The sequence below is a fragment of the Gammaproteobacteria bacterium genome, assembly GCA_029884425.1.
Classification (GTDB): domain Bacteria; phylum Pseudomonadota; class Gammaproteobacteria; order S012-40; family S012-40; genus JAOUHV01.
In genome coordinates this window covers 1-12,800 of sequence record JAOUHV010000068.1, presented here as the reverse complement: position 1 = coordinate 12,800, position 12,800 = coordinate 1, and the positions used below count along the sequence as shown (strand labels likewise).

The window sequence follows — 12,800 nt, the reverse complement described above, 5'->3', positions numbered from 1 at the left end:
TTTCCGCCGGTGCCGGGAGTTCCGCCGGTGCCGGGAGTTCCGCCGGTGCCGGGAGTTCCGCCGGTGCCGGGAGTTCCGCCGGTGCCGGGAGGGTCACCAGGGGTAGGACTCGTTCTTGGTCCAGGTGACGCCGGCGCTCGACTTTCGCGCCGCACAGGTGGCAGGGTCGATGCCGCAACCATTTGCGATCCCGGTGGAATTGCCCAGGAAATATCATCCAATTCCGCTTCTGCTTTTTGCTTTTGCGGCACTGATTTTGTTGGCGGCGAGCTCTTCTCCACCGGTGTAACCGAAGACTCAGCAGGTGGTTCGCTCACTGGTGATGACTTGGATGGATCATCCACCGGAGGCGACTCAGGCGGATCACCTCGGCCTTTTTGCAATAAAACTGGTGGTGGAGCATTGTCGAGGGACGGCGACGAATCTTGTGAAGGCGATGGAGTCTTCTCTTGCGTTCTATTCGGATTGGTTAATGGCTGGCTGAAAATTGTCCTAATCTGGTTTGCGCAACGCCCCCGCACCACAATCGCGCCATCCGTCAGCATCAGCTCACCCTTGCGGATCTTGAGCTTTCTGGTCATCCAATAAATTTTTTCATTTTTCCGATACGAGACAAACGCATACACGTCTTCAGTCAGCGTATAGGCAACGGCATTATCGAAATCAAAATCTTTGTAATGTTCGGCGACCAGCGGATCGGTCGCAACTTGTTCCCGGAGTTCGTCAACAGTATAAGTTCCACCGGCAACTACCGAGAAACGATACACGGGGCGCTTGGATCTTTGGGGGGGAGGAAGAAATTTTTTACTAACTGGGCCAGCTTTAAACAACACATCATTGTCAGAAAGTACAAAGTTTGGATCGACCCTGGACGAAACTGGCTCCGCGAACGTGGCACTGGAGAAAATCGCCGCGATAACAATCAGCAGCCACGCTGACACGTTAAATGTCCCGCGCATTTTTCTTTGCAATTCAGTCTTTATCGCACGATCAACAGCCATCATTCTTCCCTCTGCCACGCCCAATGAATGGCCTTACTTTTTTCTTGTTATTTGAGCTCAAAACAAAACATCGTCAGTAGCACGCCGACACACAGTAAGCGTACGCTCGCTAGCGTAGCACACTCTGAATGTTAACGCGTGCTGACAGATAAAATTGTCGCGGGAAAATAAATTTCAGATCTGCTGCATTAATCAGCCAGCCAGGAAAACTCCACCACCCAAAGCGGTTGTTTGGCTTGATCATATTCGTCCCACAGCTGACGATACGATTTGCCGTTGCGCGGATCGCACAGCGTTGGCGCAATATCCACCAATGGCTTGAGCACAAACGCATTTTGAGTAATTTCCTCACGCGGCAAGATCAGCTTGCCTTCGTTGAGTATAAGGTCGTCGTACAACAACAGATCCAGATCCAGTGTCCGTCCGGAAAAACGCGGCCCACTGCGATCCCGCTGATTATTGTCTTCGATTTGTTTGAGCAATTTGTCGACAGCTTGCGGTGACAAATCACTGTCCACCGCCACGACCAGATTGTAGAAATTATCGCCATCAAAACCGACGGCGGAACTTTCGTACACAGGTGAAATCGTCAAGCTCAAAAAATGTTCCGCCAATGCTCGCACGCCAGCGCGCAAATAATGCTCACGCTGAGTATTGCTGCCAATGCTGATGTAAATCCGAGCCATCAGTATTTTTTGCCGCGTTCAATGATGACACCCACGTCGCGGGCACCGTGCACCGCACCCGGCTTGGCCAGTCGCAAACGCAACCAGGGGACATTAAATTCTTTCATCACCAGTTCGGCGATATTTTCTGCCAGTTTTTCTACCAGCTCAAATTCGGTATTGCCGACGTAATCGATCAGACGCTTGGCGACGGACTTGTAGTTGAGTGTATCGTCGATATGGTCGCTGTTGGCAGCAGCGGCGATGTCGGTTCCCATTTCCAGGTCGATGGTAATGGTTTGCTTGGCGCGTCGTTCCCAGTCATAAATGCCGATGACGGTATCGATGCGCAGATCAGTGATGAAAATGATGTCCATGAGATAGGCGAGACTTCAAGCTAAGGAGGCACTATAATCGCAAGCTCGCGGGGTGAATGCAAACCGCCGAATTCACGTCTGAATTTCAGGAATTCCATGATTACCGACATTATTCTGATTGTTGCTGCTTATCTGTTTGGCTCATTGTCCACCGCAGTGATCGTTTCTCGCGCCATGGGTCTGCCGGACCCGCGCACCTATGGCTCAGGCAATCCCGGCGCAACCAACGTACTGCGCCACGGCGGCAAGAAAGCGGCGGCGATTACCCTGGCTGGCGACGCACTGAAGGGAGTACCGCCCACCCTGCTGGCAATTTTCCTGGGTGTGGAACCACACATTGTCGCGCTGGTCGGTGCAGCAGCCTTTATCGGTCACCTGTATCCGGTGTTTTTTGGTTTCAAAGGCGGCAAAGGCGTTGCCACTGCGGCGGGCGTGATCATGTGCATCAGCTGGCCGGCAGGTCTGACGGTACTGGCCACCTGGCTGGCGGCAGCGAAACTGAGCAAGATTTCCTCGATTGGCGCACTGACGGCAGCGGCCCTGGCACCGGTTTACATGTGGTATTTCACCCAATCGCCCGAGTACACCGCAATGAACGTGGTTCTGTCAGTGCTGCTGTGGTGGCGTCACCGTTCCAACATCCGTAACCTGATCAACGGCACCGAAGGCAAGATCAAAGCGAAAGACTGATTTTTCCCCACGTTTCCTGCTGTCCTAACCGAGAGTCTGGCGCTTTTTTTTGCTAGAATCTCGGCTCTGTTTTTTCTCGCTGCTACTGTTGCGGAGTCCTATCCTTGAAAGCTGAAATTAACTCATTGATCGCAAAGGCGATTGAGTCCCTGAAAGCGGCCGGCACTGTGCCTGCCGAGGTAAACGCAGAAATCGTTATCGATCGCACCAAGGACAAATCCCACGGCGACTTCGCCTGTAACATCGCCATGCGCCTGGCCAAACCAGCCGGCAAGAATCCGCGCGAGCTGGCCCAGGCCCTGGTGGCCGCCCTGCCCGCCAGTCCGCAAGTGGAAAAAGTCGAAATCGCCGGCCCCGGCTTCATCAATTTTTACCTGACCAGCAACGCAGCCCAGGCAGTCATCGCCACGGTATTGGCTGCCGGCGAGAATTTTGGTCGCAGCCAGGTGGGCGCTGGCCAAAAAGTCATTTTGGAATTCGTGTCCGCCAATCCCACCGGCCCGCTGCACGTGGGCCATGGTCGTGGCGCCGCCTATGGCGCGGTGGTGGCCAATCTGCTGACTGCCGCAGGTTTTAACGTACACAAGGAATACTACGTCAACGACGCTGGCCGCCAAATGGACATTCTGGCCGCCTCGGTGTGGCTACGTTACCTGGAATTGTGCGGCGAAACCGTCAAATTCCCCAGCAACGGCTACAAGGGTGACTACATCGTCGATATTTCCCGCGAACTGCGTGAAACCCATGGCGACCAGTATCGCAAATCATTTGCCGAGGTGCTGCAAGGCGTACACCCCGACGAAGGCGTGGAAGGTGGCGACAAGGAAGAACACATCGACGGCATCATCGCCCGCTGCAAAGAACTGCTGGGCCATGCCGGTTATCGCGCTGTATTCGGCGTGGGCCTGAACAACATCCTCACCGACATTCGCGACGACCTAGCCGAATTCGGCGTGACGTTCGATGAGTGGTTTTCTGAGCGCAGCCTGATGGAAAACGGCGCAGTACCGCATGCGCTGGAAAAACTGCAAGCCAGTAAAACCGTTTACGAACAAGAGGGCGCATTGTGGTTCCGCTCCACCGACTACGGCGACGAAAAAGACCGGGTAGTACAGCGCGACAATGGTCTGACTACCTACTTTGCTTCTGACATTGCCTACCACCTCAACAAGTGCGAGCGCGGCTTCGACAAGCTGGTCGACATTTGGGGTGCCGACCATCACGGCTACGTGCCACGCGTGCGCGCCGGCATGACCGCGATGGGGCAGGAGCAGACCAAGCTGGATGTGTTGCTGGTGCAATTTGCGATTCTGTATCGCGGCGGCGAGCGTGTGCAAATGTCTACCCGCAGCGGTTCGTTTGTGACCCTGCGCGAACTGCGCGACGAAGTCGGCAACGACGCGGCGCGCTTTTTCTACGTCATGCGCAAGTCTGAACAGCATCTGGATTTTGATCTGGATCTGGCCAAATCCCAGTCCAACGACAATCCGGTGTACTACATCCAGTACGCTCATGCGCGTATCTGCAGCGTTCTGCGCGAACTCAATGAAAAGAATCTGAGCATTGATGCAGCCAAGGCCGATCTGGCCAAACTGGATAATGAACACGAAGCGGCGTTGCTGACGCTGATGGCCAAATTCCCGGAAGTGGTCGAAAACGCGGCAATCAATTACGAACCGCACCAACTGCCACACTATCTGCGCGAATTGGCCAATGCACTGCACAGTTACTACAACGCGCACAAGTTCATTGTCGACGATGAAGGACTACGTAATGCACGTCTGCAATTAGTAGTGGCAGTACGGCAGATTTTGCAAAACGGTCTGCGCTTGATTGGTGTTTCTGCGCCGGAGGCGATGTAACTTTGGCCGCCAAATCTGCCGATAAAAAATCATCGGCCAGCAGTAAACCCAAAGGCGCAACCTCTCGCAAGTCCAAGGGCAAATCCACATCCGCCTGGATGTGGATGCTAACCGGATTGGCCACCGGCTTATTCGTTGCCTTTCTGGTTTTTCTCGACAATCGCTCGCCCTCACCTGAGGAGACAGTTGCAGCAGACGCTTCCGTCGAAAAACCCGCCAGCACTGCGAACAACACATCTGCCAACAAAAAACCTGATGCCGCCGCCAGCGACAGCACCGATCTGCAATTTTATAAAATCCTGCCAGAGCTACAGGTAAAAGTACCCCAAAACAGTACAACCCAGGCTCCAGGCCAAGCTGACATTCCGCCGCAAACAACCAAATCACCCGGTGCAGCCACCAGCAAAGGGGTGTACTTTCTCCAGGCAGGCTCGTTTCGCAATTACGCCGACGCCGATGGCCGCAAAGCCAGCCTGGCCCTGTTAGGTGTGGAATCACAGATTCAAAAATCCATCGGCAGCAAAGGCGATACCTGGTACCGCGTGCGCATTGGTCCAGACAAAGATCCGGAACGATTACAGGACCTGCGCAGTCTATTGCACAAGAACATGATTGAAACCCTGTTAGTCAAACTAGAGGAATAGCCTCATGAAACGCTCACTACTACACATCGCATTGACCGCATTTTTTATTCTGCTCCTCACTGGCTGCGCCTTTAGCGATGCTCGCGACGATGAAGCCACCAAGCTGGTTGAAAGCTACATGCAGGCCATACAAGACCAGGACTACGATAAAGCGCTAAGCATGGTTTCCGACGATTTCCTGCAGGAACGCGGTCGTGATGGCTGGATTAGTTATTACACTCATGTCCACAACACCCTGGGCAACATTTCCAACCTCAAACTCAAACAAAAAATCAGTGACGCACGCTACAGCGCCCGTTTTTACATGTACCAATACGCCAATGCCTATGAAAACGGCCTGGCCAAAGAACTGATCACCATCATTCAGAAAATCAACACCAATGAACCACTGAAGATTGGCGGCCATAAAATCGAATCCAGCAAACTGCCTGAGATGCCGCGATGAACAAGCACAGACTCAATACCTTCGTTTTTTTTGCGGTCGTATTACTGGCCGGTACCGGTGTTTTTTTTAGTCTGTATGAACCAGAGCCTGCGCCGCTGACCTTCCCCAATCTGGAAGGCGTTATCGTCGAGTCGCCACCCACACCGCTGCCTGAATTTGCGATGCTGGATCAAAATAGCCAGCCATTCTCAAAAGCCAATTACGAAGGAAAGTGGTCACTGGTATTTTTTGGCTACACCCATTGCCCAGAGTTTTGCCCCACCTCCATGGCATCGCTCAAACGACTCAGCCAGCAGCCGGGCTTTCCGCCAACCCAATTTGTGTTCCACACCGTCGATCCCAAACGCGATACGGTTGAAACGCTCAAGGACTACATCAGCTATTTCGGCAATGAATTTACTGCAGTGACAGGTGACAAGGCAGAGATCGACAAATTTGCCGAACCGCTGGGCGTCATTTACGATTTTGATGAAGAAACCAATCCTGGCGAATACATCGTCAACCACTTTGGTGCGCTCTACATTATCGATCCTAAAGCGCGTTTACGTGCCTACATGCTACCACCGCATGACGTTGCACGCGTCAGCGAAGTTTACCTAAAAGTGAGGGAATATTATGGCAATTAAATTTGTCGCAACAGCCATCGCTCTGCTGGCTTCCACCGCAAGTTTTACTGTTTCTGCTGAACTTCAAATCAGCAATACTTGGATTCGTGAAGCTCCACCTTCGGCCAAGGTACTCGCCGGCTACATGGAACTTAAAAACACGGGCAACAAAACTGTAACTGTGACTGCCGATGTCAGCAGCGATTTTCAACGACTGGAAATTCATGACATGTCCATGGACAAAGGCATGATGACCATGAAAAAAATCGACAAGCTGGAAATAGCGCCCGGTCAAACCGTGCAACTGGCTCCTGGCAGCAAACACCTGATGTTGATCAATCCGGTGAAAAAACTGCGTGATGGTGATGAGGCAATAATTGCCATCAAACTTGACAGTGGTGAACGCAAGGAATTATCGGCAAAAGTTAAAAAAGTGGATGGCGAAGGAGCAGCGCCTGCTGCACACCAATCGCACCAACACCACTCACATTAAAAACCAAAAGCGCCTTCAGGCGCTTTTTTTATGACTTGAACTGCCCCAGCATTCCCTGCAGTCCGCTGACTGACTCGCCGATTTCAGCACTGATGGTCGCAACCTTCTTCGATTCCAGCACCGCCTCTTCGGCAGCACTCCGAATATTTAATACATTACGGTTAATTTCTTCCGCTACCGCACCTTGCTGTTCTGACGCGCTGGCAATTTGAGTATTCATGTCGTTAATCACCGATACAGCATCGGCAATCTCCTGCAAGGCCTGTTGCGTTTTTTGCGCATCTTCAACGCAGTCAGTCGCATGCAACTGACTTTGCTCCATCACCGATACTGCGTTGTGAGCGGCTTGTTGCAATGCATCAATCGTTTGGCGAATTTCAACTATCGATTCTTGAGTTCGTTTCGCCAACGCCCGAACTTCATCCGCCACCACCGCAAAACCTCGACCTTGCTCACCAGCTCGCGCAGCTTCAATGGCGGCGTTAAGTGCCAACAAATTCGTTTGTTCGGCAATCGCGCTAATCACTTGTGACACATTATTAATGTTGGCACTGGACGCATCTACCTGTTTGATCACCTCTGCCGCACGCATAATCGAGTCTGCCAGCGTTTTTATCGCGGTCACCGTCTGCACCATCACCTGCGTACCACGCTTACCAGCCTCGTCCGCGCCGTGTGCAGCATTTGCCGCTGACAATGCATGATTCGCCACTTCCTGAACGGTTGCTGCCATTTCGTTCATGGCGGTGGATACCATGTCAGTTTCACGTTGCTGCACTTCCACTACCCGATGGGTTGCATCGGTCGCGTGACGCAAATCCTCTGCGCTTGAAGTCAGCTTGGCCGAGATAACGGAAATATTGTTGATATGAGCTGAGGTATTGCTAATAAACTGATTAACATTTCGACAAATTTCACCAACTTCGCCGCAGGCTTGTTCATTCAACCGCTTGTTCAAGTCGGTTTCACCATGCGCCATTTCCGCGGTCATCTGCATAACCTGCCGCAGTGAACCCACAATCTGCACCTGCATCACCCAAATCATAAACGCAAGCACGGCAAACAAAATCATCGCGGTCATTACGCCGATGTTATGCAGAGTATCAATATCTTGCTTGATGTTGGTTGCGGAATCGACGAATTTAGCTTCCAGGCGCACCAACAGCGGATCCATTCGCTCCCCCAATGCAGCGGCAGCCTGATCAAAATCACCCATCAGTGCATTTCCAGCCACCGTACCATACTCCACATAGGCCTGGGCCATGGCTTTTCCTGTCGCATAATAGGGTTCAAAGGCGGCCAGAAACTGCTCATATTGCTCCCGATGTTCGCCATCCATTGCCATCGCGGCGGCAATGTTCTCACGAAGCATTTGGGCATGTTTTTCTGCTTCGTTAAAACCATCGTCCAGACCATCCTGGCCTCGGGTGGCGCTGATATCGGTTAACCATTGTTGTACTTGGACTACGTGCAAATGAACACTGTGTGCATACTGGCTCAAGCGATAATCGACGCTGACCATGTTATCCGCTTCCGCTGCTATCGTCCGACTCTGGATATAATCCGTCGCCGACCGGCCAGCAATGGCTATTCCCATAAGAAACGCCAACACTATGGCAATGGTTTTAATCTTGAATCGGTGCATAAGACTCTCCCTAGCCAAACTAGCACGCCATCCAAAAAAGACGGTGTCGCCTGTCAATATCGGCCGAGAGAAAAAACACTAAAGCTTTGTTGAAATCGCGGCAAACATCGAGTTGCGATGCAGCAATTGGGGAATGAGATGAAAAAGCAACGACGAGGTAAACAACAAGAAAAATTGGCGGAGCGGACGGGGCTCGAACCCGCGACCCCCGGCGTGACAGGCCGGTATTCTAACCATCTGAACTACCGCTCCGCGGAAGAGCGCGCATCATGCCCCAGCCACTTTTTCAATTCAAGAAAAATTTGGCTTTATTCAACCAGATGGTTATAAAATACTCTTCACGTTGGCTATTAGCCCTCTCACACTGAAAAGGAACGTGGTCATGATTGAAGGAACCCATCTGAATGTTGCGGTTGTTGATGTCGTCGACGGCGATACACTGAAAGTCAAATTGCCCGATGGCGAAATTGCCTCCTTACGCCTGCTGTGTTTGGACACCGAAGAATCCTTCTCATTAAGCAGCAAGCCCGTCACCCCCTGGGGCGTTGCTGCCAAAAAGTTCGCCGAAAGCTACTTCGCAGCAGCGCCACAAATCACCATTGAATTTCCCGGTCATGAAGATGTAGCCACCTGCCTGAGCAAATACCGCGACAATTTCAGCCGCCTGCTGGTCTTCGCCCACGCCAATGGCGAAGATTTCCAGCAGCGGATGATAGCCGAGGGCTATAGCCCGTATTTCTGCAAATACGGTTTCGCTGAATTTGCCGACAAACATCTCAACTACAGTCGCGCAGAAGTGATTGCCCAACAAAATGATCGCGGCGTCTGGAACCAAATGGAAGTCAACGGCAGTGTTGCCCGCGACTATCCCAAACTGTGCATGTGGTGGAATACGCGCGCAACGAGGATTGACGAGTTTCGCCGCCTGCGTCAGTCCCATTCCTATTTGCTCAACACCCGCTGGGATTATCAAACACTGTACAACCGCGCCAAGCTGGGCCAGCAAGCCTGTATTTTCACCGAACTGGGATACATCAAGCGTGCGGGCGGCGTCCATGGCCTGATCGATTTTGCCAGTGAAGCTCAACCATTCAACATTTTCGTACCAAGGCTGTTCAGCGACGAGATGAAACCGTTGCTGAACCTGCTCAACCATCGCTACCTGGGCAGCGATGAATCTCCCGCATTCAGCTACGCGTATTTGCAGGGCGAACTCAGCCTCTATCAAGGCAAGCCACAGCTTTGGCTGCGCCAGATTTCACAAATCAGCGATCTGCCGCCGCCAGCACCAAAATATTCGGTCTACATCAGCGCGCTGCTGCCCGATCCATTAAACGCTGACGCCGGTGCAGAAACACTGACACTGCACAACGCGGGTAGCAACAAAATCAGCCTTCAGGGCTGGTTTGTTGAAGATAAGATGAAGGGCCGCTTTAATTTCGAAGGCGAGTTATCCGCCGGTGAGATAAAACAATTCACCCTGCCAGCCTATGGCCTGCAACTGAACAATACTGGGGATGAATTGTATTTGTATGATGATCAACAGCAACTACAGCAACGCTTGAGCTACGAAAAGCAGCAGGTTCGCCCCGGCGAAACACTGCACTTTACTGCACCGGCATGAACTACCAGCGTAGCTGGTATTTCATGTCCAGGCGGCGAACAAATTCACGCATGACTTCCATGTAAAGCTCGCCTTTGAGAATGGTATCCTCAACACCGAAATCGATGTTGGGGTTATCATTGATCTCGATCACATACACGTCATTGCCGCGCTGTTTCAGGTCGACTCCGTATAGACCATCACCGATCAAATTGGCTGCGCGCATCGCTGCTTTCAACACTGCTGGCGGAACTTCATGCAAGGCCACCGTTTGGAATTTGCCTTCGTCCACCACTTTGCCGTCTTCATACGAGACAATCTGCCAGTGTTTTTTGGTCATGAAGTATTTCACCGCGTACAACGGCTTTTTGTTCAGGATACCAATGCGCCAGTCAAACTCGGTGTATAGATATTCCTGCGCCAAAATCAGTTCTGAACTGGAAAACAGTTTTTCCGTTACCTCGCTCAGTTCCTGCTGGTTTTCCACTTTGAACACACCCTTGGAAAACGAACCATCAGGCAACTTCAACACCATCGGGAATCCCAACTGATCGCGAGCCGCATCCACATCACCGCGACCGACAATCACTGTATTGGGTGCGCTGATTTTGTTACCACGCAGCAATTCCGCCAAATACACCTTGTTGGTACAACGCAATATTGATTGCGGATCATCAATCACCACCATGCCTTCGCTTTCCGCCTTTTTGGCGAATCGATAGGTGAAATGGTTGATGTTGGTAGTAGCGCGAATAAACAACGCGTCATATTCAGCAAGACGCACGTAGTCCTTGGCTTCAATCAGATCCACCGCCACAGATAATTCCTTGGCGGCCTTGATAAATGCCTGCAAAGATTTTTGATTGGAGGGCGGCTGTGGATCTTTGGGGTCAACCAGGATTGCCATGTCATAGCGGGTTTTGGTTGGGCTCTTGGGTTCCCGCCAACGTCGCTTCAAGTATTGATTCAGCGACTGCACAAACTGGTCGCGGTCATCACCTTTCAATTGTCCAAGCGACATACTGCGAATAGTCATGATGCGCCAGGCACCATCCATTTTCTTCAGGCTGACACGCAACAATGGGGCGGAAAACGCTTCAAAAATTTTCCGGCCCAACACATTCATCACTTCCAGTGCGCACTGGCCAAGAAAAATCTTCAGATCGTAGGTGTCACCTTCGATATTTTTAAGCGCTTTATTGGCCGCTTCGTGCAAATGCCCCACGTCCAAACCGTACATCGCTTTACTGCTCAAATCGAGCATGCTGCGCACAGAAGGAATAACGCGGTGCTTGCGAGCTTCTGCCAGCAGGGAGCAATAATAGCCGACGCTCAAATACGTGTAATCTGCGCACAAATTGATCACTTGCGCATTTTTGGTGGCCACATACGTATCCGAGGTCAGATAGTCATCAATATCCACCAGCGGTGTTTCCACCACTTTTTTCAGCCAACTTGCAGCTGATTCAACAACAATAATCTGCGTTGTCATGAAACGTCTTTATCGCTCCTGCGCTTGTACAGCAATAACATGGCGCGTTGGGCACTTTTGCCATAGCGGGCCATACCTTCAAAATCTTTTCGTAGTATCGGCATATTGACGCAGTCTGTAATGCTCTTGCCGTTTTCCACATCCACGTACGAATCATGAACATAAATAAACTTGTCATCGTAACCAGTCAGCACCACCCAATGCGGAAACTTTTCCTTATAGATTCGGTACGAACTGATCAAAATCACCGGAACCGCGCCTTGTTCCATCTTCTTGACAATCTGTTCGACACTTAGAGGGGAAAAATTCAGGGAAATTTCACTTTCCTGCAACTCTCTGTAGAAATCTTGCTCAACCAGACGCATGACTTCCTTTTTTTCCTCACTGCGAACCGAGTCAATAAACAGCGTCCCGGTGTCGTTCAAATAAATTTCCACATCAAAACCACGATGGTAGGCAGACAACGCCATCCCGTATGGCCCACAGCCACCATGACCTGCGGTCATGAAAATAGTGGTCGCCTCACGCCACAGGCGCAATTCCAGACTTCGGTCCAACGCCAGATTTTCATCCAGCGTCTTCATCGCCATCATCAGCGTCGCCGGCCCGCAGGTAAATTCCAGCGTTTGCTGGTAGTAGGGCACACCCACCATGTTGCGTGGCAAATGCTGCACCATGCGTTTTTCCAGACGCACCGCGTCGGTATGATCCTCGTAGTAATCGTGGAATACACCGAATTTCTTATACCCCATCTTGGTAAACAAACCGATGGAGGCGGTATTGTCCGTGCGGATTTCCAAACGCATTAATACGCAATCATGTTCTATAGCTACTTTTTCAGCCGTTTGCGCCAGCGCCAGCGCCAGTCCCTTGCCTTGGTATTCGGGCAGCATGGCAATGGAATAAATCCGCGCCATGGAGGTTCCCCGGTTAAACAACACCATCACATAACCAATGATGTCACCTGCCTCTTCCAGCGCCAGCGTAATGGCGTTGGCTTTGGTCAACAGATAGCGAAAACTACGACGAGAAATACGGTCGGTATCAAAGCAGCGCTGCTCAATCAAAAGCAAGGCCTCAATATCCCCAAGCGTTGCGGGACGGATCATCAGTGTTGGCCCTGTGTATGGTTATCGATAGCGCGAAAACTACCACGACTCCGCATCAGCGACGACGATTTTTTCATGTCCCGCGCAATAATTTTTTTTATGACCAAACAGAGACTCCTATTCTTTTTTGACAAGTCCGGTCAAACCGACCGCAAATAAGGTTGCCAAT

The 12,800-nt window shown here is 51.5% G+C and carries 13 protein-coding genes and 1 tRNA gene; 7 read left to right on the top strand and 7 right to left on the bottom strand.

Translation table 11 applies throughout. The annotated features are described in order from the left end of the window. The 3 genes from OEW58_13280 to folB form a co-directional block, all read right to left on the bottom strand. On the bottom strand, positions 1-1,025 hold a 1,025-nt coding region (locus OEW58_13280), incomplete at its 3' end, for a hypothetical protein (GenBank protein ID MDH5302321.1). A 164-nt stretch (positions 1,026-1,189) separates the two neighbouring features. After that, entirely contained in the window at positions 1,190-1,687 is a 498-nt protein-coding gene (folK, locus tag OEW58_13275) for a 2-amino-4-hydroxy-6-hydroxymethyldihydropteridine diphosphokinase (GenBank protein ID MDH5302320.1), read from the bottom strand. After that, positions 1,687-2,043 carry a dihydroneopterin aldolase gene (folB, locus tag OEW58_13270; protein MDH5302319.1) on the bottom strand — a complete coding sequence of 119 codons (357 nt, stop codon included), beginning with the start codon at positions 2,041-2,043 and terminating at the stop codon, positions 1,687-1,689. Before folB ends, folK begins: the two co-directional genes overlap by 1 nt. A gap of 96 nt (positions 2,044-2,139) precedes the next feature. On the opposite strand from folB, the gene plsY reads away from it, so the two are divergent. The 6 genes from plsY to OEW58_13240 all read left to right on the top strand — a co-directional run bounded on the left by plsY (position 2,140) and on the right by OEW58_13240 (position 6,782). Continuing rightward, the gene (plsY, locus tag OEW58_13265) at positions 2,140-2,733 is read left to right on the top strand and encodes a glycerol-3-phosphate 1-O-acyltransferase PlsY (protein MDH5302318.1); all 594 of its coding nucleotides are present in this window, start codon (positions 2,140-2,142) and stop codon (positions 2,731-2,733) included. A gap of 104 nt (positions 2,734-2,837) precedes the next feature. Continuing rightward, positions 2,838-4,595 carry an arginine--tRNA ligase gene (gene argS, locus OEW58_13260; GenBank protein MDH5302317.1) on the top strand — a complete coding sequence of 586 codons (1,758 nt, stop codon included), beginning with the start codon at positions 2,838-2,840 and terminating at the stop codon, positions 4,593-4,595. 2 nt (positions 4,596-4,597) lie between these two features. After that, entirely contained in the window at positions 4,598-5,239 is a 642-nt protein-coding gene (locus tag OEW58_13255; protein ID MDH5302316.1) for an SPOR domain-containing protein, read from the top strand. A gap of 4 nt (positions 5,240-5,243) precedes the next feature. Beyond that, on the top strand, positions 5,244-5,684 hold the full coding sequence (locus OEW58_13250; protein ID MDH5302315.1) for a nuclear transport factor 2 family protein: 441 nt from the start codon (positions 5,244-5,246) through the stop codon (positions 5,682-5,684). After that, entirely contained in the window at positions 5,681-6,310 is a 630-nt protein-coding gene (locus OEW58_13245; GenBank protein ID MDH5302314.1) for an SCO family protein, read from the top strand. Before OEW58_13250 ends, OEW58_13245 begins: the two co-directional genes overlap by 4 nt. Continuing rightward, positions 6,300-6,782 carry a copper chaperone PCu(A)C gene (locus tag OEW58_13240; protein ID MDH5302313.1) on the top strand — a complete coding sequence of 161 codons (483 nt, stop codon included), beginning with the start codon at positions 6,300-6,302 and terminating at the stop codon, positions 6,780-6,782. The genes OEW58_13245 and OEW58_13240 overlap by 11 nt, the downstream gene beginning before the upstream one ends. A gap of 28 nt (positions 6,783-6,810) precedes the next feature. Here OEW58_13240 and OEW58_13235 read toward each other — a convergent pair whose 3' ends face one another. Further along, positions 6,811-8,427, bottom strand: coding sequence for a methyl-accepting chemotaxis protein (locus OEW58_13235; GenBank protein MDH5302312.1), 1,617 nt, complete (start codon positions 8,425-8,427; stop codon positions 6,811-6,813). Positions 8,428-8,602: 175 nt separating this feature from the next. Beyond that, positions 8,603-8,679 (bottom strand) — tRNA-Asp (locus tag OEW58_13230). A gap of 130 nt (positions 8,680-8,809) precedes the next feature. Here OEW58_13230 and OEW58_13225 point away from each other — a divergent pair. Continuing rightward, positions 8,810-10,051 carry a thermonuclease family protein gene (locus OEW58_13225; GenBank protein MDH5302311.1) on the top strand — a complete coding sequence of 414 codons (1,242 nt, stop codon included), beginning with the start codon at positions 8,810-8,812 and terminating at the stop codon, positions 10,049-10,051. A gap of 1 nt (position 10,052) precedes the next feature. Here OEW58_13225 and OEW58_13220 read toward each other — a convergent pair whose 3' ends face one another. Then, positions 10,053-11,522, bottom strand: coding sequence for a RimK family protein (locus tag OEW58_13220; protein MDH5302310.1), 1,470 nt, complete (start codon positions 11,520-11,522; stop codon positions 10,053-10,055). Beyond that, a complete protein-coding gene (locus OEW58_13215; protein ID MDH5302309.1) occupies positions 11,519-12,631 on the bottom strand; it encodes a GNAT family N-acetyltransferase/peptidase C39 family protein in 1,113 nt (370 codons plus the stop codon). Before OEW58_13215 ends, OEW58_13220 begins: the two co-directional genes overlap by 4 nt. Between the last annotated feature and the right edge of the window lie 169 nt (positions 12,632-12,800).